This is a genomic window from Hymenobacter sp. BRD128 (assembly GCF_013256625.1).
Classification (GTDB): domain Bacteria; phylum Bacteroidota; class Bacteroidia; order Cytophagales; family Hymenobacteraceae; genus Hymenobacter.
Genome location: NZ_CP053908.1, coordinates 3773565 through 3792416, shown reverse-complemented (window position 1 = coordinate 3792416; position 18852 = coordinate 3773565). Strand labels below are relative to the sequence as shown.

Below are 18852 nucleotides of genomic sequence, written 5' to 3'. Positions count from 1 at the left end.
AAAAATAATTTTTAACTGTCATTGCTCACTGACTAAGTGAGCCGGCACGCGCTCGTTCTGTTGCAGGTATTCCAGGGTTTCAGCTTCGCGGATAACGTGCGCCTGGCCTTGCGTATCCAACAGTACCACGTTGGGCCGCAGGGTGATGAATTGCTGCCACTGGCTCATATTATAGGCGCCCACGCGGTGCACCACCACTTGGTCGCCGGCCACGAGCGGGGGTAAGCTGATGCTTTCGCGCAGCACGTCGATGTTCATGCACAGCGGGCCGTAGAGCACGGTGGCCTCCGTCTGGCCCGAGGCGGCGCGCACGGGGCTGATGTGGTGGTCGTACCAGTAAGAGGTGAACAGCAGGTTCACCCCAAAATCTACCACGGTGGCGCGGCGGCCGTCGGCCAGGCGCTTGGTAGCCAGCACGGTACCTAGCAGGTAGCCCGCCTCATCCACGAGGGCGCGGCCGGCTTCGAGCACCAGCAAAGGCAGCGCATCGGGCCGGAAGCCCGCGCCGAGCAGCGCGTCGGCCACGGCGGCGGCGTAGTCGTCGAGGGGCGGCACGGCGTCGGGGCCGGGCAGGTAGCTGCCTTTCAAGGTATTTTGGGAAGGGAAGCCGCCGCCCAGGTCGAGGTAGCCGATGGGCAGTTGCAGCTCCTGCTGGCAGCGCAGGGCTAGCGCGGCCAGCTTGGCGGCCGCCGCGCCGTAGGCCGCCGGCTGCAAGATGAACGTGCCCAGGTGGCAGTGCAGGCCCACCAATTCGAGCCGGTCGCTAGCCTCCGCTACTTGCTGTAAGGCCTGCCAGGCCTGCCCGTTTTCGAGGTTGAAGCCGAAGCGGTCCCACTGCGGGAAGATGCCGGCGTCGAGGTTCACGCGCAGGGCCACGCGGGGGCGGTGCGGCCGGCCGGCGGCCACGTCGAGCAGGCGGTGCAGCTCGTCGGCATTGTCGAGGTGAATGATGGCCTCGACCTCGGCGGCGCGCCGCAGGTCGGCCAGGGTCTTGCCCGGGCCGTTGAAGAGAATCTGGGGGCCGGGCACGCCGTTGGCGAGCGCTTTTTCCAGCTCCATACCGCTCACCACCTCGGCCCAGGCGCCTTCTTGGTGAAACACGCGGCACACGGCGTTGAGGTAGTTGGTTTTATACGACCAGGCCAGCTGCACCCGTGGGTAGCGCGTGCCAAAGGCCCGGTGCATGGCCTGGTAGCTGCGCCGCAATTGCCGCTCGCTCAGCACAAACAGCGGCGAGCCAAACCGGGCCAGCAGCTCGGGCACGGGCACGCCCTCCAGCTCGGCCACCGGCCGCGGGCCAGCCTGCGGGCCAAACTTGGCGAGCGGCGCGGCCGTGAGGCGGCGCAGCGTGGGGCGCTCGTAAGGGAGTTTAGGCATGAGGTAATTTATAATTCGCCTAACCCGGCTATCTGTTGAAAATCAGTGTAATCCGTTATCAAATCCCAGGCGTAGCGCACGAAAAGCTTGCCGGCCGCCACGGCCCCGAAGGGCGCCACCGGCTCGCCCAGTGCCAGGCGCAGCAGGGCGGCGGGCTGGTTGTGGCCGGCGGCGGCGGTGAGGTAAACCCAGGCCGGAAAGCGCGGGTTTATTTCCAGGATGAACACCTCGCCACTGGCCGTGCGCAGCAGCTCCAGCTCGAAGGGGCCGCGCCACTGGCTAGACGTGGCGAAGCGCCGGGCCAGCTCAGTAAGGCGCTCATCTTCAATGGTGATGCCGGCCCAGGCCTTGCCTTTGTCGGTGATGGTGAGCTTGCGCATGGGCACGGCGCTGAGCAGGTGGCCCCGGCCGTCGGCCAGGCCGGCCACGTTCAGCTCCTGGCCCTGCACGTACTGCTGGGCCAGCAGCGGCAGGCCCCAGCGCGCCGCCAGGCCCGCAAAAACCGCTTCGGCCTGGGCGAGCGTGGGCACTACCTGGGCCTCGTACCAGCGGCCCTTCAGCACCAGCGGCCAGCCGAGCGCCTGGCCGGCGGCGGCTAGCTCGGCAGCGTGGTGCAGGGGCTGAGTGGCGGGCACCGGCAGGGCGTGGGCTGCGCCAAAGGTGTTCAGGTTCAGCTTATCACGGGTGTCGAGCTGGGCGGCGGTGGGCAAGAATACGCAGATGCCCAATGCCCGCAGCTGCGGCGCGAGGCGAATGAAGTGCGGCAGCTCGGCATCGAAATTGGGGATGATGACCTGCACATTTTCCCGCTCATGGATGTAGGCCAGCCGCTCAAGCAGGGCCGCCGAGCCGGCGGCCGGGTAGGGCAGCAGGTAGGTTTTCTGGAACAGCTCGCGCAGAAAAATGCCCGGCTCCAGCGCCTCGTAGCTCAGGCCGATGAGGCGCACTTCATAATCGGGGCTAGCCAGCAGGGCGCGCGCCACGGCCACGCCCGCGCCGGGGCTGTCGGTGGCATTGATGCCAGTGAGGGCCACGGTGAGCGGCGGGCGGGAGGCGGCGGGCACGGATAAAGGTAGGGCGCTAGGCAGCGGACTCAAGTAATTGGAAGCTATGCAGCTGGGCCAGAAAATCGTCGAGGTCGCGCCGCAGCTGGCTTTCGCTCACGTCGTAGCGCGCCAGCAACTGCGCCACGATACCCGCCGCTGGCTCGCCGGCCCGCAGCAGCGCCAGAATTTCGGCCGCCAGAGGGCTAGCGGCGAAGGAATCGCCGGTGGCGGGGTTGAAGACGAAGCCGGCTTCGCTGGTGGCTATGTTGGGCTTGAGCTTCAAAGGGGGGCAATGGAATAAATGATATTTAGGTACTGGTCGATAAAAACTGTCTGTCATTGCGGGCCTGCGAAGCAATCGCACTAGGACGGCCCTAGCGGAACGACCGGCGCGGGTATCGTGCGGGTGCGATTGCCGCGCTTGCAATGACAGGCGGCGCAGTGCTTACGGCACCACTTCCAGCCAGCCTTTGTACTTGCGGCCGTCGGTGTAAGTGATGAGGTAAAAATACATGCCGGCCGCCGCCGCACCGCTCCAGCGGAAGCCGCGGTCGGGCGACTGATACATGAGCCGGCCCCAGCGCGAGAAGATTTGCACGCTGGCAAACTGCGCGTCGCAGAAATCGGGCGGCAGGTCGGGCAGCGTGAACACGTCGTTCAGCCCGTCGCCGTTGGGGGTGATGATATTGGGCGGTCGGAAGGCCAGCGAGTCGGCCGGTCGCTTCACCACGAAACGAATGGTGCGCGTGAGGATGTGCGGGGTGCAGATGGTGCCGCTTTGGGTGAGGGTGAAGTGCACCAGCAGGCCATTGGGGCTAGCCGTGGCGGTGGCGCAGGTGGGCGTCCAGGCAAAATTGGCGGTGGCGCGGCCAGTGCCGTTCTGGGCCGCGAAGCTCATGCCCACGCTGGGCAGGTCGAAGCCTTCGCCGGCCGCCGTGAGGGCTAGCGGGTTGGGCGCGGTGTCGGTGCCGAGTAGGGTGGCGGTGTAGGGCTGGTTGAGCGCTACGCGCACCTCGGTGATAATGCCGGGCACTTCGGGCGGAAAACTGGTGGTGAGCACCGGCACCGTGCTAGGGGGCGGTGTGGCCAGAAAGGCCACCCGCACGGTGTCGCGCTTGGGCAGGGCGCAACCGTTGTCGGCTACCATCACGTTGACATAGTACACTTTACCCTTCGTGTCTGCGCACTGCGGGAAGCAGAGCGTGGCGGTGAGCGTATCGGGCTGGCCGCTGGCGCGCACCGTGCCGCTGGCGGTGGTGGTGAAGCTCGGGGCCGTGGCCGGGTCGGTAAAATTGACGGGCGCGGCCGTGAGCGTGAGCACCGAATTGGGGTCGGGGTCGGTGTAGCGCAGCGTGAGGCAGCGCGGGCCAGTGGGCGCGATGCGCACCGTGTCGCGGCCGGCGCGGTAGAGGCGGCCGTTGGCCTGCACCGTCACCACGGGCGGGTTGTTGCTGGGGCAGTTGAGCACGTAGAGCTGGAAGTCGCGCCGCGTTTCGCCGATTTTCACGCCCTTGCGGTATTCCGAGCAGCGCACCCCAAACACGAACAAGCCCAGCCGGCTAGGCCGCACCGTGAGGCGCCCGGTGTGCGCATCGATGGCCAGGGGCGGCGTGCCGGGTATCTGGTTAGTGGTGCCCAGGCCGGTAGTCCAGGTCACGGTAGAGTAGGGAGCAGCGGTGGGCAGCGGGGCGGGGTTGGCGGCCGTGGAGTGGCCGTTGAGCGGCGTCACCATGTCGTAGGCCAGCGAGTCGCCGTCGGGGTCCTGGCCGCCGAAGTCGTAGTAAAACAGGTTGTTCAGGCAGGCATAATCGCCCAGGGCCGGGAAGATGCGCGGCGTCGAGTCGATAAACGAGGCGCCGTTGCGCACCACGGCCGGAAACTCCAGGTAGAAGGTTTGGGCCGCCCGCCGGGGTTCACGATGTTGCTGATGGCCAGGTTGCGGCAGCAGCGCTCCACGGCCACGTAGTAGCCGCTAGGGCTGGTGTAGGTAGCCGCGTCGAGGGTAATATCCTTCACATACAGCAGCTTGCGCGTGCTGAGCGAGCCCACGGCGCAGGCCGGGTTGGTGTAGCTCACGAAGGTGTTGCTGATGAGCGGCAGCGTCACGCTCTGCAACTGCCCGTTGGTGACCTTATCAAAAACCCCGGCCACGATGGACTGGTCGAGCGCCGCCGCGTTGCCATTGATGGCGTCGAAATACAGCGTCAGCGTAAGCGTGTAGGTGCTGCCCGTCTGGTGCTGCAAGTCGAGCTCGCCGCCCACAATGTGCGTGGCCCAGGCTAGCTGAGAGGTGAAGAGCAGGCTAGCCAGCAGCAGCCAGCGGCGCCAGGTGGTAAGGTAGCCGAGCGGCATAGAAAAGGCATGGAGTAAAGGATAAGTAAGCGTTTTTCAATAGCCTAACTAGTTAACCAGCAATAAAAAACAATTGTCATACTGAGCTTGCGAAGCATCTTGCTCGCATCGTGGGGTAGCACCCTGGCGGCACGGGCAAGAGGCTCCGGCAAGCTCAGCATAACGTTCTGTTGGGCTTCAGCTACAAGCTGCCCGGCCTAGCTAGCCCCCGTCGTGGTCGTAGTGGTTTTCGTCTTGGTCGAGTCTTTGGTGCAAGTGCCCGATTTGCTCGCGCTAGGCTTGGCGCAGTCTTGCTTGCTGCAGGCGGTGAAGCCGCTGCCGCTGCTGGCAATCAGCAGCCCGAAGCACAGGTAGATAAACGGAGTCCGCATAGGAAAATGGGGGTAAAAGGGTGAAAACGAAGTACTCAAAATTGCCAGCGAAAGCCGGCGGCTAAAGGCGTCAATCGCCGATTGGCGGTTTGGCGTCGGCGGTTGGTGGGCTAGGGTCGGCCGGGCGGGGCTAGCGGTGGCCCGCCGGGGCCGGCCGATGGAGTAGGCTAGCCCGCCGATTGCGCGTGGGCCGCCCGCCCGCGCCCGCCGTAGTTTGCAGTAGTTTCCAACACCTCGATTCTCCGTGCCCCTTCGCCTCCTTCGCCCGGCTTCTACGCTGCTGCTGCACGCCCTGGTGTGGGGGCTGGTGGTGGTGCTGCTGTGGGCGCAGCAGCCCGACTACCCCGGCCCCAAGCCCCCGAGTTCTGGCTCACGCAGGCGCTGGTGTTTGGCCTGCTGGTGGGCTTGTTTTATCTGAACCTCAACTGGGCCGCGCCGCGCCTGCTCTACGGCCGCCGCCTGCCCGCCTACTGGCCGTGAACGCCGTGGCCGGGCTAGCCATCCTGGCGTTGCATCAGCAGGCCGAAACCCGCCTGCACGTGCCCGAGCTGGTGGCCCGGGGCCGCGAGGCCGTGCTGGACCCGCCCAACCCGTGGTCGGCGCCGCGCCCGCACTTTGCCCCTGGCCCCGCTGAGGAAGAAGGCTCGCCGCTCTTCGATACCGGCGTGCTGCTGCTCACGCTCATGGTGCTGGGCTTGTCGGCTAGCCTCTCGGCCGTGCAAAAAGCCCAGCGCGACGCTGAAAGCCGCCTGGAGCTGGAGCGCCGCCAGGTAGCCACCGAGCTGAGCTTGCTGAAGGCCCAAATCAACCCGCATTTTTTCTTCAATACGCTCAATAACATCTACGCCCTCACGCTGATAGATGGCGAGCGGGCCCGCGCCGCCCTGCACCGCCTCTCGCGCATGATGCGCTACGTGCTCTACGAAACACCCGCCGGCCACACTCGCTTGAGCCAGGAAATCAGCTTCTTGCGCGACTACATCGAGCTGATGCACCTGCGCCTCACCGACCAGGTAGAGGTTGTGTTTGACACGCCCGCCGACCCTAGCGGGCCCGACCCCTACCTCGCGCCCATGCTGTTTCAGCCCTACGTCGAGAATGCCTTTAAGCACGGCATCAGTGCCAGCGCCCCGAGCCGCATCACCATCGTGCTGCGCCAGCCCGGCCCGCAGCAGGTCGAGATGTGCGTGCGCAACACCTTGTTTGCCAACCACCAGCCCGAGGCCGACGAGCCCGGCGGCATCGGGCTGGCCAACACGCAGCGCCGCCTCGACTTGCTCTATCCCGGCCACTACCAGCTGCGCGTCACCGCCCCCACCCCCCAACACGAGTACGAAGTATGTCTCAGCCTGCACCTGCGGCCGTAGCCGCCATCCCCTGCATCGCCGTCGATGACGAGCCGCTGGCCCTGGGCCTGGTGTGCTCGTTCATCGAGCAAACCCCGTTGTTGAAGCTCGTGGGGCGCTACGCCAGCGCCGTGGCTGCCCTGCGCGCCCTGCACGAGCAGCCCGAGGTCAAGCTGTTGTTCCTGGATATCAAGATGCCCGACCTCAGCGGCCTGGAGCTGGCTAGGGTGCTGCAGGGCGGCGGCCAGCGCGTCATCTTCACCACGGCCTTCAACCAGTACGCGCTGGAAGGCTTTCGGGTCGATGCGCTTGATTACTTGCTGAAACCCTTTAACTACGAAGAGTTTCTGCGGGCCGCGCTCAAGGCCCGGGCCTTCTTCGAGGCGAAACTACCGGTAGCGCCCGCGGCGGCCGTGCCCGCTAGCCCCGCCCCGCCGCCCGCGGAGGACCACATCTACCTCAAGGTAGAGTATCAGCTCGTGCGCGTCATGCTGGCCGATATCCTCTACGTGGAAGGCCTGAAGGACTACGTGAAGGTGCACCTGGCTAGCCAGCCCCGCCCGCTGCTCTCGCTCACCAGCCTGCGCAGCATGGAGGAAAAGCTGCCCGCCGGCCGCTTCATGCGCATCCACCGCAGCTACATTGTGGGCCTCGACCACGTGGCCGCCGTGGGTCGCGGCACCCTGCAAGTGAAGGCCGAAACGCTGCCCGTGAGCGACGGCTACCGCGAGGCGGTGGACGCGTTTTTTGCCCGGTGGAAGTAGCCTGGTAACTAAAAAGAGGCGGGCCGCAGTCTAAATGTATCCTACCGCGTCTAAATGGCCGCGCCAGCCCTAGCTTCGGGTATTCGCTGGCCTAGCTCTGTGGTATGAATCTGTTTAAAAAGCTGTTTGCGCGTTTTGCGGCGGCTCCGGCCGCGCCGGTGGCGGCCCCGGCCCCCAACTGGCTAGAGGTAGAGGGCCAGTTTGTAGACCTCAATGGCCTGGGCCCCGAGCAGCTGGCCGCCCTAGCTGCCGACCTGCAGGCCCGCCGCCAGCAGCGCGAAGCCGAGCTAGCCGGCTACCTACACGGCCTCGCGGCCGAGCGTGAGCGCCTGCTGGCCAGCGCCGATGTGAGCCTGTGGGTGCTCACGCTCAAGCTGATGTTTGGGGAGGCGCTGGGCCGGCGGGTGGCCATCCAGGATATTGGGCCGGGTATGCAGCTTCAGCACCTGGTGCTCAGCTTCGGCGAGCCTACGCAGGTGCTGGCCGAAGGTGGCGGGCTAGCCCTGCTCTACGGCGCGCCGCCCACCATCAGCTACTTCGAGATTGAAGGCGATGTGATAGTGAAAGCCGTGATTAATTGGCGGCCCGCGCTGCCCTTTGGGTAGCAAACCTACTCGTGTGCCAGCACTCGCGGGGAAGCATCGAATGTCGCAAAAGCCCCCGGCTACCTAGTAGCCGGGGGCTTGTCAGCATTATAAGTCAATCTGTTAAGCAGGTTTGGCCTGAGCAGCTTTGTAGTGCACTGCGGGCAGCGCGCGCAGGCGCTCGGCAGCCTGCTCGGCAGTGATGTCGCGCTGGGCATTGGCCAGCAGCTCGTAGCCGACCATGAATTTCTTCACCGTGGCCGAGCGCAGCAGCGGCGGCAAAAAGTGCATGTGCAGGTGCCATTCGGGGTATTCCTGGCCATCGGTGGGGCGCTGGTGGAAGCCGGCCGAGTACGGGAAGCTGATTTCGAACAGGTTATCGTACTTGATAGTGAGCTGGCTCAGGATGTCGGCTAGGCCATCGCGCTCGGCGTCGTTGAGCTGGGTGAGGTCTTGCACGGCGCGGCGCGGCAGCACCAGCGTCTCGAAGGGCCACACTGCCCAGAAGGGCACCAGCACCACCCAGGTCTCATTCTCAACCACAAAGCGGGTCTTGGTTTTCTCCTCAATGACCAAGTAGTCGCTCAGCAGGGTGCGGCCATTTTTCTCGAAATACGCTTTCTGGGCGCGGGCTTCCTTGGCGGGCAGGTCGGGCACGGTGCGCTCGCTCCAGATTTGGCCGTGCGGGTGCGGGTTCGAGCAGCCCATCACAAAGCCCTTGTTTTCAAATATTTGCACGTAGTTGATGTTCGGGTCAGCCCCGAGCGTGCGAAACTCGTCGGCCCACACATCCACTACCCGGCGAATCTCCGACACCGGCATTTCGGGCAGCGTCAGGTCGTGGCGCGGCGAGAAGCAGATAACGCGGCAGTGGCCTGTTTCGGCCTCGGCGCGCAGCAGGCCGCCTTCCTCGTAGGTGCCGGTTTCGCCCTCGGGCAGCAGGGCCGCAAAGTCGTTGTCGAACACAAACTGGTGCTCGTATTTCGGATTCACCTCCCCGCTGGTGCGCTTGTTGCCGGGGCACAGGTAGCACGTAGGGTCGTAGGCGGGGCGCTCGTCGGGCTGTGGCTTTTCCTGCTGGCCCTGCCAGGGGCGCTTGGCGCGGTGCGGCGACACGAGGACCCACTCGTCGAGGAGCGGGTTGAAGCGGCGGTGGGGCTGCTCGGTGAAATCGAACATGGGGTAGGGAATTAAAAAGAATGAACAAACACCGCCCCGCGCCAGCTGCAGCGCAGTAGCGGGCTAGCCTTACTCCGCGTTTAGCAGCTCGCCCACGCCGTCGGCCAGCGTTGTTACGTAAGTGTCCAGCTTCAGGCCGAGCTGGTCGTGGTAGCCCTGCTTCATGTACGTCAGAAATTCCTTCACCTGGTCGGTGGCCACCAGGTTGAGGGTGCAGCCGCCAAATCCTCCGCCCATCATGCGGGCGCCGTAGCAGCCGGGGGCGGTGTGGGCCAGGGTCTCGAGTACGTCGAGCTCGGCGCAGCTCACCTGGTAGAGGTCGCGCAGGCCGGCGTGGCTGGCGTAGAGCAGCGCGCCTACTTCGGCTAGGGGCTTGCCCTCCGCGAGGCGGGCGGTGAGGGCCTGTACGCGTAGGTTTTCCTCTACCACGTAGCGGCAGCGCTTTTCTACTACCTCGCCCAGCTCGGCCTTGGCGGCGTCGATGTCGGCTAGGGTCGCGTCGCGCAGGCTCTTAATGGCCGGGTTGTGCTTTTGCAGAATCTCGACCCCCCTAGCGCACTCCTGGCGGCGGGTGTTGTACTCCGAGTCGCCGAGCGCGTGCTTCACGCCCGAGTTGCAGAGCACCAGGCGGCAGGCGCTGGTATCGAACGGAAAATACTTGTACTCCAGCGAGCGGCAGTCGAGTTCTACCACGTGGCCGGCGCGGCCGAAGAGGCTGGCAAACTGGTCCATGAGTCCGCACATTACCTTGGCGTACTCGTGCTCGGCCATCTGCGAGATGTGGGCCAGCGTCATGGTGTCGAGCTTGAGGCCCAGCAAGTTATTGAGGCCCCAGGCCACGCCGCACTCGGCGGCGGCCGACGACGACAAGCCCGCCCCGCTCGGAATATCGCCCCCGAAGGCGCAGTCGAAGCCCGGCACCACGGCGCCGCGCTTCAGCAGGCCGGCCACTACCCCTAGCTGGTAGTTGGCCCAGTGGCCGCCGGGCAGGGGCGCCATATCGGCCACGGCTACCTCGTAGGTGGCGTCGAAGTCGAGGGCCGCCAGCCGGATGCGGTCGGTGCCATTGAGGCGCAGCGCAAAGCGGATTTCCTTGTCGATAGCGGCCGGCAGCACCAGGCCGTCGTTGTAGTCGGTATGCTCCCCGATGAGGTTGATGCGGCCGGGGGCGCGCAGCAGCAAGTCGGGGGCGGCGCCAAAGCGCTGCTCAAAGGCGGAGGTAAGGGCAGGAGCGGTCATAAGTGGACGCAAAAGTGGCGCATATTCCTGGCATACGCAGTCGGGAAAATCGTCAAACAAGGGGGGCGCATCGATTAGCTCAACCTTTTTATGGGTATTGCAGTAAGCCAAGCCATGAATCTGCTAAGTAGCAGGGGTTCATATCTACTTCATTTTCTGATTATTCTCATGACTACTTCGCGACTCTCTCTGCTCATGCTATTCGCCGTGCTGGCTTCGACGCTCACGGGCTGCGCCGCTATCGGCGATATTTTCAAGGGCGGCATCTGGGTGGGCGCCATTGCCGTGTTTCTGGTCGTGGCCATCGTGTGGTGGCTGGTGAGCAAGATGAGCGGCGGCAGTGGCAGCGATGGCGGTACCACGGGTGGCACTTCAGCCTAACGGCCGGCACCGGCTTGCTGGGCCGGCGGCCGGCATGGCTACAAAAAAGGCGCGGCTCCCAATCCGGGGCCGCGCCTTTTTGTGCTTGTAGCGCCCGCTAGGCTTGCTCGCTGCGCTTGGTGGGCATGGTGCCGATGATGTGGTCCCAGAGGGTGCTGCTCACCCCAAAGGCCACCTCGTCCTGGCGGTAGTGGTGCTGGGCGTGGTGCGTCCACCACACTTTCAGGAAGTTCTTCGGCGGCGCGTACATGTGAATGGCATAGTGCACAAACAGATACATGGCGTAGCCAAACGTGAAACCCGACAAAATACCGAACGCCCAGGTGCCAAACACAAACCGAAAGATGAAAAACAGCAGCGACGCCACAAACACCGTCAGAATGGGCGGCATGGCCAGCCGGGTTTCGTCTTTGGGGTACTCGTGGTGCACACCGTGCATGGTGTACTGAAACTTGGCCCGCCCCGGCGTGGTGGCCGGAATGTGGTACACGTAGCGGTGCACTAAATATTCTACGAACGTGAACAGCAGCAGCCCGCCCAAAAAGAGCCCGAGCCCCGACAGCCCCGACACGAAGCCCTTGGTGATGCCATAGTATAAGCTCACCAGGGCGGTGGCGATAAAGATGCTGACCGGTAGCGCAATGTGCGTGTGCGAGAGCCGCTCCAGCACCGGGTTTTTGAAGAGCTGCGCCGAGCCTTTGTGCTTGGGCCGCACCGGCTGGGGCGCCGGCGCAACGGGAGTATCGGGAAGGGTAGCCATACGAAACCTAAAACGTGATTGCTAGCTGGTAAAACAGCTTATCTACAAAGTTACGCCCCGTCTGGTTCTGCCAAGGCCGGGGGCTAGGGCTGAAAGCCAGCCGCTTCGAGGGCGGCGGCCACCTCGGCCACCTTGCCGCCGGGGTGGCGCAGCCGCGCCTGGGCATAGAACCCCGCCCGGGCCTCCAGGGTTCGGGCCAGCCATTCGGCCAGGGCTTGCTGGGGCGTGGTGGCGGTGGCCGTGGCGGCTAGCAGCGGCCGGGTGGCGGCCTGGTTGCGGCGCACCAGGCGGCGCTTCAGCTCGGGCAGGCCCACATCGAGCCACAGCACAAAGCCCGAGGCGTGCAGCACCGCCAGGTTGTCGAAAAAGCAGGGCGTGCCGCCGCCGGTGGCCACCACCAGCGGCAGGCCCTGGCTAGCCACGGCCGCCAGCGCCACTGCCTCGCGCCGCCGAAAGCCATCTTCGCCCTCCCTGGCAAAAATCTCGGGTATCGTCTGGCCCGCGTCGGCCACAATGCGGTGGTCGAGGTCCAGAAACCCCCGGCCGTAGTAGGCGGCCAGTTGGCGGCCCAGCGTGGTTTTGCCCGAAGCCGGCAGGCCGATGAGGTAGAGATGATTCATCTTTTCAGGTAGCAATTACCAGGTAGCACTTATCAGTTGACAGGCATACCGGTGGCCCAGGAAAACAAATAGAACGACTGATAACTGATAAGTGCTACCTGTTAATTGATTCTGACGCGTGGGTCGAGCAGAGCATACAGCATATCGACGGCGATGTTGACCAGCACGAAAATAGCCGCTACGAAGAGCGTGGCGCCCATTACCACCGGAAAATCGAGGTTCTCGACGGCGCGCAGCGTGGTAGTGCCCAGGCCTTTCCAGTTGAAAATATATTCGATGAAAAACGCGCCCGCCATGAGCGAGGCTAGCCAGCCCGACACGGCCGTAACTACCGGGTTGAGGGCGTTGCGCAGGGCGTGGCGCCACACCGTGCGGCGGGGGCTCAGGCCCTTGGCCCGCGCCGTGCGGATGTAGTCTTGGCTCAGCACATCGAGCATGCTGGAGCGCGTGAGCTGCATAATGACGGCCAGCGGGCGCACCCCGAGCGCCACGGCGGGCAGCAGCAGGTTGCGCAGCACCAGGTGGCGCTGGGCGGTGAAGGGGTTGGTTTCGTAGAGCTGGCCGGTCAGGCTCAGGCCCGTCCAGTGGCTCCAGTAAAAGCCGAAGCTGACGGCGATAAGAATAGCCGCCACAAACGAGGGTACCGAAATGCCCAGCACCGAGGTAGTTACCAGCGCGCGGTCGAGCCACGACTGCGGCTTCAGCGCCGCCACTACCCCTAGCGCAATGCCCCCCACGGCCGCCAGCAGCATGGCCGCCAGGGCTAGCCACAGCGTGCCCGGAAAGCGGTCGAGCAAGAGGCTGAGCACGTCCTGGTTGCTCTGAAATGAGCGGCGCAAATACGGCCACTTCAGCACCAGCGCGCGCTGCTGGCCTAGCGGCAGCAAAGCCACGCCGCCGTAGCGGGCCACCCCGGCCGAGTCGCGCCGGTGCACCCCGAGCGGCGAGGCATCGTTAAGATACCCGAGCAGGCGGGTGGGCAGCGGCTGGTCGAGGCCCAGGTCGGCGTTGATGGCGGCCTTGGTGGCCAGGTCGGTGCGCTGGCCGGCCAGCAGCGCCGCCGGGTCGCCGGGCAGCACATTAAACAGGAAGAAAACCGCGCAGGCCACGCCCACCAGCACGAGCAGGCCCTGACCCAGGCGGCGCAGAAGAAAGGAAAGCATGAGAAGTAGTGCGGACTTTGTAGTCCGGACCTGAACGGTGGACGAACGGCGCGGGCGCGGACTACAAAGTCCGCGCCTACGCCCCTATTGCAACGCCTTCTCGACCTGATACAGGGCCGGAATGTCGTGGTAGTGGTACTTGGCCACCACGGTGCCGTTGTGCAGCACCAGCAGGCCGGGATTGGCCCGAATGACGGACTTGAGCACCGTGGCGTCGGCGAAGGCGTAGGGCGTGGCCAAGTTCACGTCGTGGCGGAAGGAGTCGAACTTGCCGGCCGCCGTGCTCGTGATGGTGAGTACGTCGATGTGCTTGCGCGATTTGCTGGCCTCCTCAAACAGCTTGTTGAACTCGGGGAAGCGCTCGCGGTCGGCCTTATTGGTATTCTGTACAATGAGAATCAGCTTGTTGCCGGTGAGCACCTGCTTGGTAATGTCGTTGCCCTCGGGGTCGGTGATGACGAAATCGGTGATGGCGGGCGTCGATTGCAGCGGGTTGAGCACCGTCATCGACTTGTATTGCCAGGTCGAGTCGGTCGGAAACTGCTCGGCCTCCAGCGTCTTGCCACCGCGCTCGAAGGTGTAGCGGTAGCGCGGCGCCTCGGCCGGCTTCATGAGCTGCGGAATGCTGTTGCCCACCTTGTAGGGCAGAAAGTCGAAATACGGCAAGTGCCCCAGCGCCCGCACCCCGATGCCAATGGCCAGGGCGCTGGCAAACGTCATGGCCATGAGGGCCGCCGTGCCGCGCAAAAACGAGTGCCGCAGGTGCTTCTGGTTGAAGAACACCACCAGCCAGAGCCCGAGCAAAAACAGGTCTTTCACGAACGACGTCCAGGGCTTAAGCTTGATGAAGTCGCCGAAGCAGCCGCAGTCCGTCACCTTGTTAAAGGCCGCCGAGTAGAAGGTGAGAAACGCGAAAAACACGAGCAGCGCCAGCAGCGCCAAGAGCGTTTGGCGCAGGTACCAGCGCAGCAGCAGCGCCACGCCCAGGATAACTTCGAGCGAGCTCAGGGCCACGCTCAGAAAGCGGCTGGCATTGTGCAGCGGGTCGAAGAGCCAGCTCAGCGCCGGCACATCGCCCGAAAATACTTCGAAATATTCTTCCAGCTTGTAGGCCGTGCCCACCGGGTCGTTGAGCTTAACGAGGCCCGAAAAAATAAACAGGATGCCCAGCAGCGCCCAGCATAAGCGGGTAACCTGGCGCATGGGTTGGGGAAGAGAAATCGGCATAGTTGTAAGGCAAAGGTCGTGGGGGCCGGCTAGCCCCTTACGGGCGCGGCGCGGGGCTGGCCGCTTCTTCGCGCAAAATGAGGGCAAACACGGCGTAGTTCAACATGTCGCGGTAGCCGCCCTCCACACTTTCGCTCACCAGGGCCGCCCCGCCAATATCTTCGAGCTGCTTGATGCGGTGCAACTTCATCAGAATGAGGTCGGTGATGCTGCTCACGCGCATCTGGCGCCAGGCCTCGCCGTAGTCGTGGTTTTTGGCCAGCAGCAGCTCGCGGTTCTGGGCGTTTTCGCGGTCGTAGGCAGCGGCTACCTCGGCGGTGGGCAGGTCGAGGGGCGCACTAGGGGGCAGGCGCAGCTGCATGAGCGCGATGAGGCAGTAGTTGATGATAGCCACAAACTCCTCGTCCACGCCATCGGCAATTTTTTGCGTGCCCGTCTCCTGAATAGTGCGGATGCGGCTGGCCTTGATAAAAAGCTGGTCCGTAACGGAGGGCAGGCGCAAAATGCGCCAGGCCGTGCCGTAGTCGTGGGTTTTGGCCAGAAACAGCTCGCGGCAGCGGCTCAAAATCAAGTCGTAGTGGTCGGGGGTTTGCAACGGAGAAAATCAGTAAGGAAGACCAGAAAGCAGCCGCGCTCTGCGCACCGCTGCGTAAACCGCTGCGCCCGCTGCGGGAAATGACGCCCGCGCCGGGAAATGGCGGCCAGGCCAGACGGCCCGGCAAGTTCGCCCGCAGCGCCGGATATTTAACCCACCGCGCTCGCTACCCCGCCCACCCACCCCGCCCTCATGCCCCTGCAAAATCCACAAAATCAACCCTTCACCAATGTATTGCGCAGCCCCCACGGCCGGCTGCTCGACCTGCGCCAGCCCCAGGTGATGGGCATTCTCAACGTCACGCCCGATTCGTTTTATCCCGGCTCGCGGCTAGGCCCGGCCGACGAGGCGGCCCTGCTGCACCGCGCCGAAGCCATGCTGGCCGCCGGCGCTGCCGCCCTCGACGTGGGCGGCTACAGCTCGCGCCCCGGCGCCGACGACATCAGCCCCGCCGAAGAAAAAAGCCGCCTGGTGCCCGCCCTGGCCGCCCTGCGCCGCGAGTTTCCGGAGGCCTTTATCTCGGCCGATACCTTCCGGGCCAGCGTGGCTGCCGAGGCCGTGGCCGCCGGCGCCGACCTCATCAACGACATTGGCGGCGGCACCCTCGACGCCGAGATGCTGGCCACCGTGGCTAGCCTGCGCGTGCCCTACTGCCTCATGCACCTCAAGGGCACGCCCCAAACCATGCGCGCGCTGGCCCACTACGACGAAGATATCGTGCTCACGCTCTTGCGGTTCTTCCGCGACCAGCTAGATGCCCTGCGCCAGGCCAACGGCGGGCTAGCCCTGCCCGACGTGCTGCTCGACCCCGGCTTTGGCTTTGCCAAAACGCCCACCCATAACCACGAGCTGCTGCGCCGCCTGCCCGAGCTGGCCCCGCTCGGCCACGGCCTGCTGGCGGGCCTCTCGCGCAAGGCTATGGTGTACAAGCCCCTAGGGCTAGGCCCCGAAACGGCCCTCAACGGCACCACCGCCCTGCACGTGCTGGCCCTGCAGGGCGGGGCGCGCCTGCTGCGCGTGCACGACGTAGCCGAAGCCCGGCAGACCATTGCCTTGGTGGGCGCCAGATGAAGTAAAAAATGGCTCACCTTGCCCACGGCGGCGCAAAGACCGTTCTTTGTTGTACCAACCGCCTGCTCCTTGCCGCTCCCTTTTCCCTTTTACTTCCTGCACCTCGGGCTAGCCGACGTGGCCGACGTGCTGCTCGTGACTTGGTTGCTGTATCAGCTCTACAAGCTGCTGCGCGGCTCGGTGGCCCTCAACGTTGCACTCGGCCTGCTGAGCTTGTACCTGGTGTATCTGGTGGTGAATGCGCTGGGGCTGGGGCTGCTCTCGGCCATTCTGGGGCAGTTTATGAGCGTGGGCGTGCTGGCGAGCATCATTCTGTTTCAGCAGGAAATCCGGCGGTTTTTGCTCAATGTGGGCAAGGTGGCGATGGAGGGCGGCGGCCCGCTAGGGTGGTGGCGGCGGCCCAGCCGGCCGGCCAGCGGCGCGCCCAGCGTGGCGGCTTTCGTAGAAGCGGCTAAGAGCCTGGCCGGCAAGGAAACCGGCGCGCTCATCTGCTTCACGCTCACCTCCGACCTCAGCTCCTACGCCGAGTCGGGCGACCGCCTCGACGCCGAGCCCAGCAAGCGCCTGCTGCTGGCCATCTTCAACAAGACCTCGCCCCTGCACGACGGCGCCGTGATAGTGGCCCAGGGCCGCCTGGTGGCCGCCCGCTGCATCTTGCCCGTGAGCCAAAACCCCGAGGTGCCCGCCGCGCTGGGCCTGCGCCACCGCGCCGCGCTGGGCCTCACCGAAGCCAGCGACGCGGTGGTGCTGGTAGTGAGCGAAGAAACCGGCCAGATGAGCCTGGTGCGCCACGGCGAAATTCACCGGGGCCTGGCCGCCGCCGAGCTCAAAACCCGCTTGCAGGAGTGGCTGCTGGTCGCGCCCACGCGGCCTAAGCCTGCGGCTGCCGGGTAGAAGAAACCAGCTGCGCGGGTAGCAGAAAGCTAGGCCCCCCGTAGCTGGCAGCGGGTTGAAGCGTGAGCTGCCCGGCGAGGCCGCTGGCGTGCAGCTCGCGACGCAGGGCAGCCGACATCCCGCACCAATAGAGCTGCGTGCCAGCTCGCTGGCTGGCGGCGGTGGCACGCAGGATGGCCTGCTGGCCCAGCTGGCTGAGCTCGTGCAGCAGCTGGCTGTCTACCCAGGCCTGGGTGGGGTGGCGCTCCAGCAGCTGTTGCACGGTTTGCAGCAGGTGCGCGGCATCGGCCGCGCTGGTGCAGCTGCCGCGCAGGCTCAAGCCCGCGCATTGGCGGTAGGTACCCAGGTGAATGGTAAGGGTACGCGTGGGGAGGATAAGGAGGAAGAAGGCGTCATTCATAGCGAGGAAAGAGAGCGATGCCGCAAATGTACAGGTGTAAATCAGTTGGTTACTAGGATACGAGGCGGATTTCCGCTACGTATTTATACCTGTTTTCTACCTTGGATAACGTTCAGCGCCGCCAGCTATTGCAACAACTATATAGCTCAGCTACGTATTTTTTTAAGAGTTGCGGGATTTCGCGCGCATTACCGGGGAAAACCCGCAGAGGTGCTCCGTATTACTCGGTAATTATGTTGTGAATTAGGCATTTATTAGTAATAAAGCCAGACTTAGTGGGCTATTTAGTTGTTGCAAGTGCCTAGCAGGTTTACTCCCTTTATCCTTTTCATTTTACTTCTCCCTGTTCTACTATGAAACCGACCCTGAGCTCCCAGCCCCTGGCCACTGCGCCGCCCCTACCATTCAAAACCCGCCCGGCCGCCCGCATCGGCGATGGCAGCCGCACCAGCCGCCGGGGCTTTGCCAGCATGGACCCCGCCGAGCAGCGTCGCATTGCCAGCGAAGGCGGCAAAGCCTCGCACGCCAGCGGCCAAGGCCACAAGTGGACGGCCGAAGAAGCCCGCGCCGCCGGCCGCAAAGGCGGCCTCACCAGCCGCCGGGGGCCTAGCCGACCCGCTGAAACCAAAGCCAGCGCGAAAGCGGCCAAGTAGCTGCCCCGCCTGCTAGCCCACGCAGCACCAAGCCCGGCTTCTCTCTGCACTGCTATGAAGGAGCCGGGCTTAGTGCTGCCTAGTCAGCTAAGGCGGGGCTAGTCAAGCAGGCCCTGCGTCACGGCCAGGCGAATGAGCGCGGCCGTGTTTTTGGTCTGGGTTTTTTCCAGAATGTTCTGGCGATGGGTTTCGATGGTGCGCTTGCTGGTAAACAGCTTTTCGGCTATCTCATTGGTAGTAAGACCTTCGGCTAGCAGCTGAAGCACCTCGCTCTCGCGGCGCGAGAGGCGGCTGGCCTTGGTAGTTTCGTCGGGCTCGTCGTCTTTGGCCAGTACCTTGCGCAGCATATTCAGGCCCAGGTCGCTGCACAAAAACTGCCGCCCCGAAATAACCATCTGAATGGCCACCAGAATCTCGTCTTTCTCGGCGCTCTTAAGCACGTAGCCCGAGGCCCCGGCATCGAAGAGCTGGCCGATGTAGCGCTCGTGGGCCAGCATGCTCAGGATGAGCACGCGCACCTGCGGATACTCGGCGCGCAGGCGCAGGGTGGTGGCTAGCCCGTCGAGTACCGGCATGTTGGCGTCGAGCAGCACCACGTCGGCCGGCGTGGTGGGCAGGCGGTCGAGCAGTTCCTGTCCGTTGCTGGCCTCGCCCACTATCGTAATGTTGGGCTCATGGGTGAGCAGTGCCCGCAGGCCATCGCGGACGATGGTGTGGTCGTCGACTAAAAAAATTCGGCTCATAGCGGTGAAGAAGTAGAGTGAAGCCTATTCTACGGTAAACCGGCAGGGAATAGCTAACCTCCTGGTTTTCCGAAGTTCCGGCGCCGC

General features: G+C 64.5%; 23 protein-coding genes. 8 read left to right on the top strand and 15 right to left on the bottom strand.

Features of this window, described 5'->3' with window-relative positions:
• Positions 1-18 precede the first annotated feature (18 nt).
• The 6 genes from GKZ68_RS16925 to GKZ68_RS16900 all read right to left on the bottom strand — a co-directional run bounded on the left by GKZ68_RS16925 (position 19) and on the right by GKZ68_RS16900 (position 5146).
• The gene (locus GKZ68_RS16925) at positions 19-1377 is read right to left on the bottom strand and encodes an alanine racemase (protein ID WP_173116853.1); all 1359 of its coding nucleotides are present in this window, start codon (positions 1375-1377) and stop codon (positions 19-21) included.
• Positions 1378-1385: 8 nt separating this feature from the next.
• A complete protein-coding gene (locus GKZ68_RS16920) occupies positions 1386-2441 on the bottom strand; it encodes an ATP-grasp domain-containing protein (protein WP_173116851.1) in 1056 nt (351 codons plus the stop codon).
• Between the two features lie 16 nt (positions 2442-2457).
• Entirely contained in the window at positions 2458-2706 is a 249-nt protein-coding gene (locus GKZ68_RS16915; protein ID WP_173116849.1) for an HPr-rel-A system PqqD family peptide chaperone, read from the bottom strand.
• A 162-nt stretch (positions 2707-2868) separates the two neighbouring features.
• Positions 2869-4293 carry a gliding motility-associated C-terminal domain-containing protein gene (locus GKZ68_RS16910; RefSeq protein WP_173116848.1) on the bottom strand — a complete coding sequence of 475 codons (1425 nt, stop codon included), beginning with the start codon at positions 4291-4293 and terminating at the stop codon, positions 2869-2871.
• Entirely contained in the window at positions 4218-4775 is a 558-nt protein-coding gene (locus tag GKZ68_RS16905) for a hypothetical protein (protein WP_173116845.1), read from the bottom strand. The genes GKZ68_RS16910 and GKZ68_RS16905 overlap by 76 nt, the downstream gene beginning before the upstream one ends.
• A gap of 197 nt (positions 4776-4972) precedes the next feature.
• Positions 4973-5146 carry a hypothetical protein gene (locus GKZ68_RS16900; RefSeq protein WP_173116843.1) on the bottom strand — a complete coding sequence of 58 codons (174 nt, stop codon included), beginning with the start codon at positions 5144-5146 and terminating at the stop codon, positions 4973-4975.
• A gap of 321 nt (positions 5147-5467) precedes the next feature.
• Between GKZ68_RS16900 and GKZ68_RS16895 the strand changes: the two genes are divergently transcribed.
• The 4 genes from GKZ68_RS16895 to GKZ68_RS16880 all read left to right on the top strand — a co-directional run bounded on the left by GKZ68_RS16895 (position 5468) and on the right by GKZ68_RS16880 (position 7861).
• Positions 5468-5626 (top strand): hypothetical protein, encoded by a 159-nt coding sequence (locus GKZ68_RS16895; protein WP_173116841.1) that lies wholly within the window; start codon positions 5468-5470, stop codon positions 5624-5626.
• A complete protein-coding gene (locus GKZ68_RS16890; RefSeq protein ID WP_254244045.1) occupies positions 5623-6513 on the top strand; it encodes a sensor histidine kinase in 891 nt (296 codons plus the stop codon). The genes GKZ68_RS16895 and GKZ68_RS16890 overlap by 4 nt, the downstream gene beginning before the upstream one ends.
• A complete protein-coding gene (locus tag GKZ68_RS16885; protein WP_173116839.1) occupies positions 6486-7256 on the top strand; it encodes a LytTR family DNA-binding domain-containing protein in 771 nt (256 codons plus the stop codon). The genes GKZ68_RS16890 and GKZ68_RS16885 overlap by 28 nt, the downstream gene beginning before the upstream one ends.
• Positions 7257-7360: 104 nt before the next feature.
• Entirely contained in the window at positions 7361-7861 is a 501-nt protein-coding gene (locus GKZ68_RS16880; RefSeq protein WP_173116837.1) for a hypothetical protein, read from the top strand.
• Positions 7862-7963: 102 nt separating this feature from the next.
• On the opposite strand, the gene GKZ68_RS16875 is transcribed toward GKZ68_RS16880, so the two are convergent.
• On the bottom strand, positions 7964-9019 hold the full coding sequence (locus GKZ68_RS16875; RefSeq protein WP_173116835.1) for a UDP-glucose--hexose-1-phosphate uridylyltransferase: 1056 nt from the start codon (positions 9017-9019) through the stop codon (positions 7964-7966).
• Positions 9020-9088: 69 nt separating this feature from the next.
• Positions 9089-10258, bottom strand: a complete 1170-nt coding sequence (galK, locus tag GKZ68_RS16870; protein WP_173116833.1) for a galactokinase — start codon at positions 10256-10258, stop codon at positions 9089-9091.
• 168 nt (positions 10259-10426) lie between these two features.
• Here galK and GKZ68_RS16865 point away from each other — a divergent pair, with 168 nt between their 5' ends.
• Positions 10427-10639 (top strand): hypothetical protein, encoded by a 213-nt coding sequence (locus tag GKZ68_RS16865; protein WP_173116831.1) that lies wholly within the window; start codon positions 10427-10429, stop codon positions 10637-10639.
• A 97-nt stretch (positions 10640-10736) separates the two neighbouring features.
• Here GKZ68_RS16865 and GKZ68_RS16860 read toward each other — a convergent pair whose 3' ends face one another.
• The 5 genes from GKZ68_RS16860 to GKZ68_RS16840 all read right to left on the bottom strand — a co-directional run bounded on the left by GKZ68_RS16860 (position 10737) and on the right by GKZ68_RS16840 (position 15004).
• On the bottom strand, positions 10737-11399 hold the full coding sequence (locus GKZ68_RS16860) for a sterol desaturase family protein (protein ID WP_173116829.1): 663 nt from the start codon (positions 11397-11399) through the stop codon (positions 10737-10739).
• An 83-nt stretch (positions 11400-11482) separates the two neighbouring features.
• Entirely contained in the window at positions 11483-12019 is a 537-nt protein-coding gene (locus GKZ68_RS16855) for a shikimate kinase (RefSeq protein ID WP_173116827.1), read from the bottom strand.
• A 101-nt stretch (positions 12020-12120) separates the two neighbouring features.
• Complete coding sequence (locus GKZ68_RS16850) at positions 12121-13182, bottom strand: ABC transporter permease (RefSeq protein WP_173116825.1); 1062 nt, start codon at positions 13180-13182, stop codon at positions 12121-12123.
• Positions 13183-13266: 84 nt separating this feature from the next.
• Positions 13267-14409, bottom strand: coding sequence for a BT_3928 family protein (locus tag GKZ68_RS16845; protein WP_254244044.1), 1143 nt, complete (start codon positions 14407-14409; stop codon positions 13267-13269).
• A 37-nt stretch (positions 14410-14446) separates the two neighbouring features.
• The gene (locus GKZ68_RS16840; RefSeq protein WP_173116823.1) at positions 14447-15004 is read right to left on the bottom strand and encodes a DUF1599 domain-containing protein; all 558 of its coding nucleotides are present in this window, start codon (positions 15002-15004) and stop codon (positions 14447-14449) included.
• Between the two features lie 192 nt (positions 15005-15196).
• On the opposite strand from GKZ68_RS16840, the gene folP reads away from it, so the two are divergent.
• Positions 15197-16075 (top strand): dihydropteroate synthase, encoded by an 879-nt coding sequence (folP, locus tag GKZ68_RS16835; RefSeq protein ID WP_173116821.1) that lies wholly within the window; start codon positions 15197-15199, stop codon positions 16073-16075.
• A 69-nt stretch (positions 16076-16144) separates the two neighbouring features.
• Positions 16145-16969 carry a diadenylate cyclase CdaA gene (gene cdaA / locus GKZ68_RS16830; protein WP_173116819.1) on the top strand — a complete coding sequence of 275 codons (825 nt, stop codon included), beginning with the start codon at positions 16145-16147 and terminating at the stop codon, positions 16967-16969.
• Here cdaA and GKZ68_RS16825 read toward each other — a convergent pair.
• Entirely contained in the window at positions 16947-17369 is a 423-nt protein-coding gene (locus tag GKZ68_RS16825) for a hypothetical protein (protein WP_173116817.1), read from the bottom strand. The genes cdaA and GKZ68_RS16825 overlap by 23 nt on opposite strands.
• Positions 17370-17722: 353 nt before the next feature.
• Here GKZ68_RS16825 and GKZ68_RS16820 point away from each other — a divergent pair, with 353 nt between their 5' ends.
• Positions 17723-18022 (top strand): KGG domain-containing protein, encoded by a 300-nt coding sequence (locus tag GKZ68_RS16820; RefSeq protein WP_173116815.1) that lies wholly within the window; start codon positions 17723-17725, stop codon positions 18020-18022.
• 98 nt (positions 18023-18120) lie between these two features.
• Here GKZ68_RS16820 and GKZ68_RS16815 read toward each other — a convergent pair whose 3' ends face one another.
• Positions 18121-18765, bottom strand: coding sequence for a response regulator transcription factor (locus tag GKZ68_RS16815; RefSeq protein ID WP_173116813.1), 645 nt, complete (start codon positions 18763-18765; stop codon positions 18121-18123).
• Between the last annotated feature and the right edge of the window lie 87 nt (positions 18766-18852).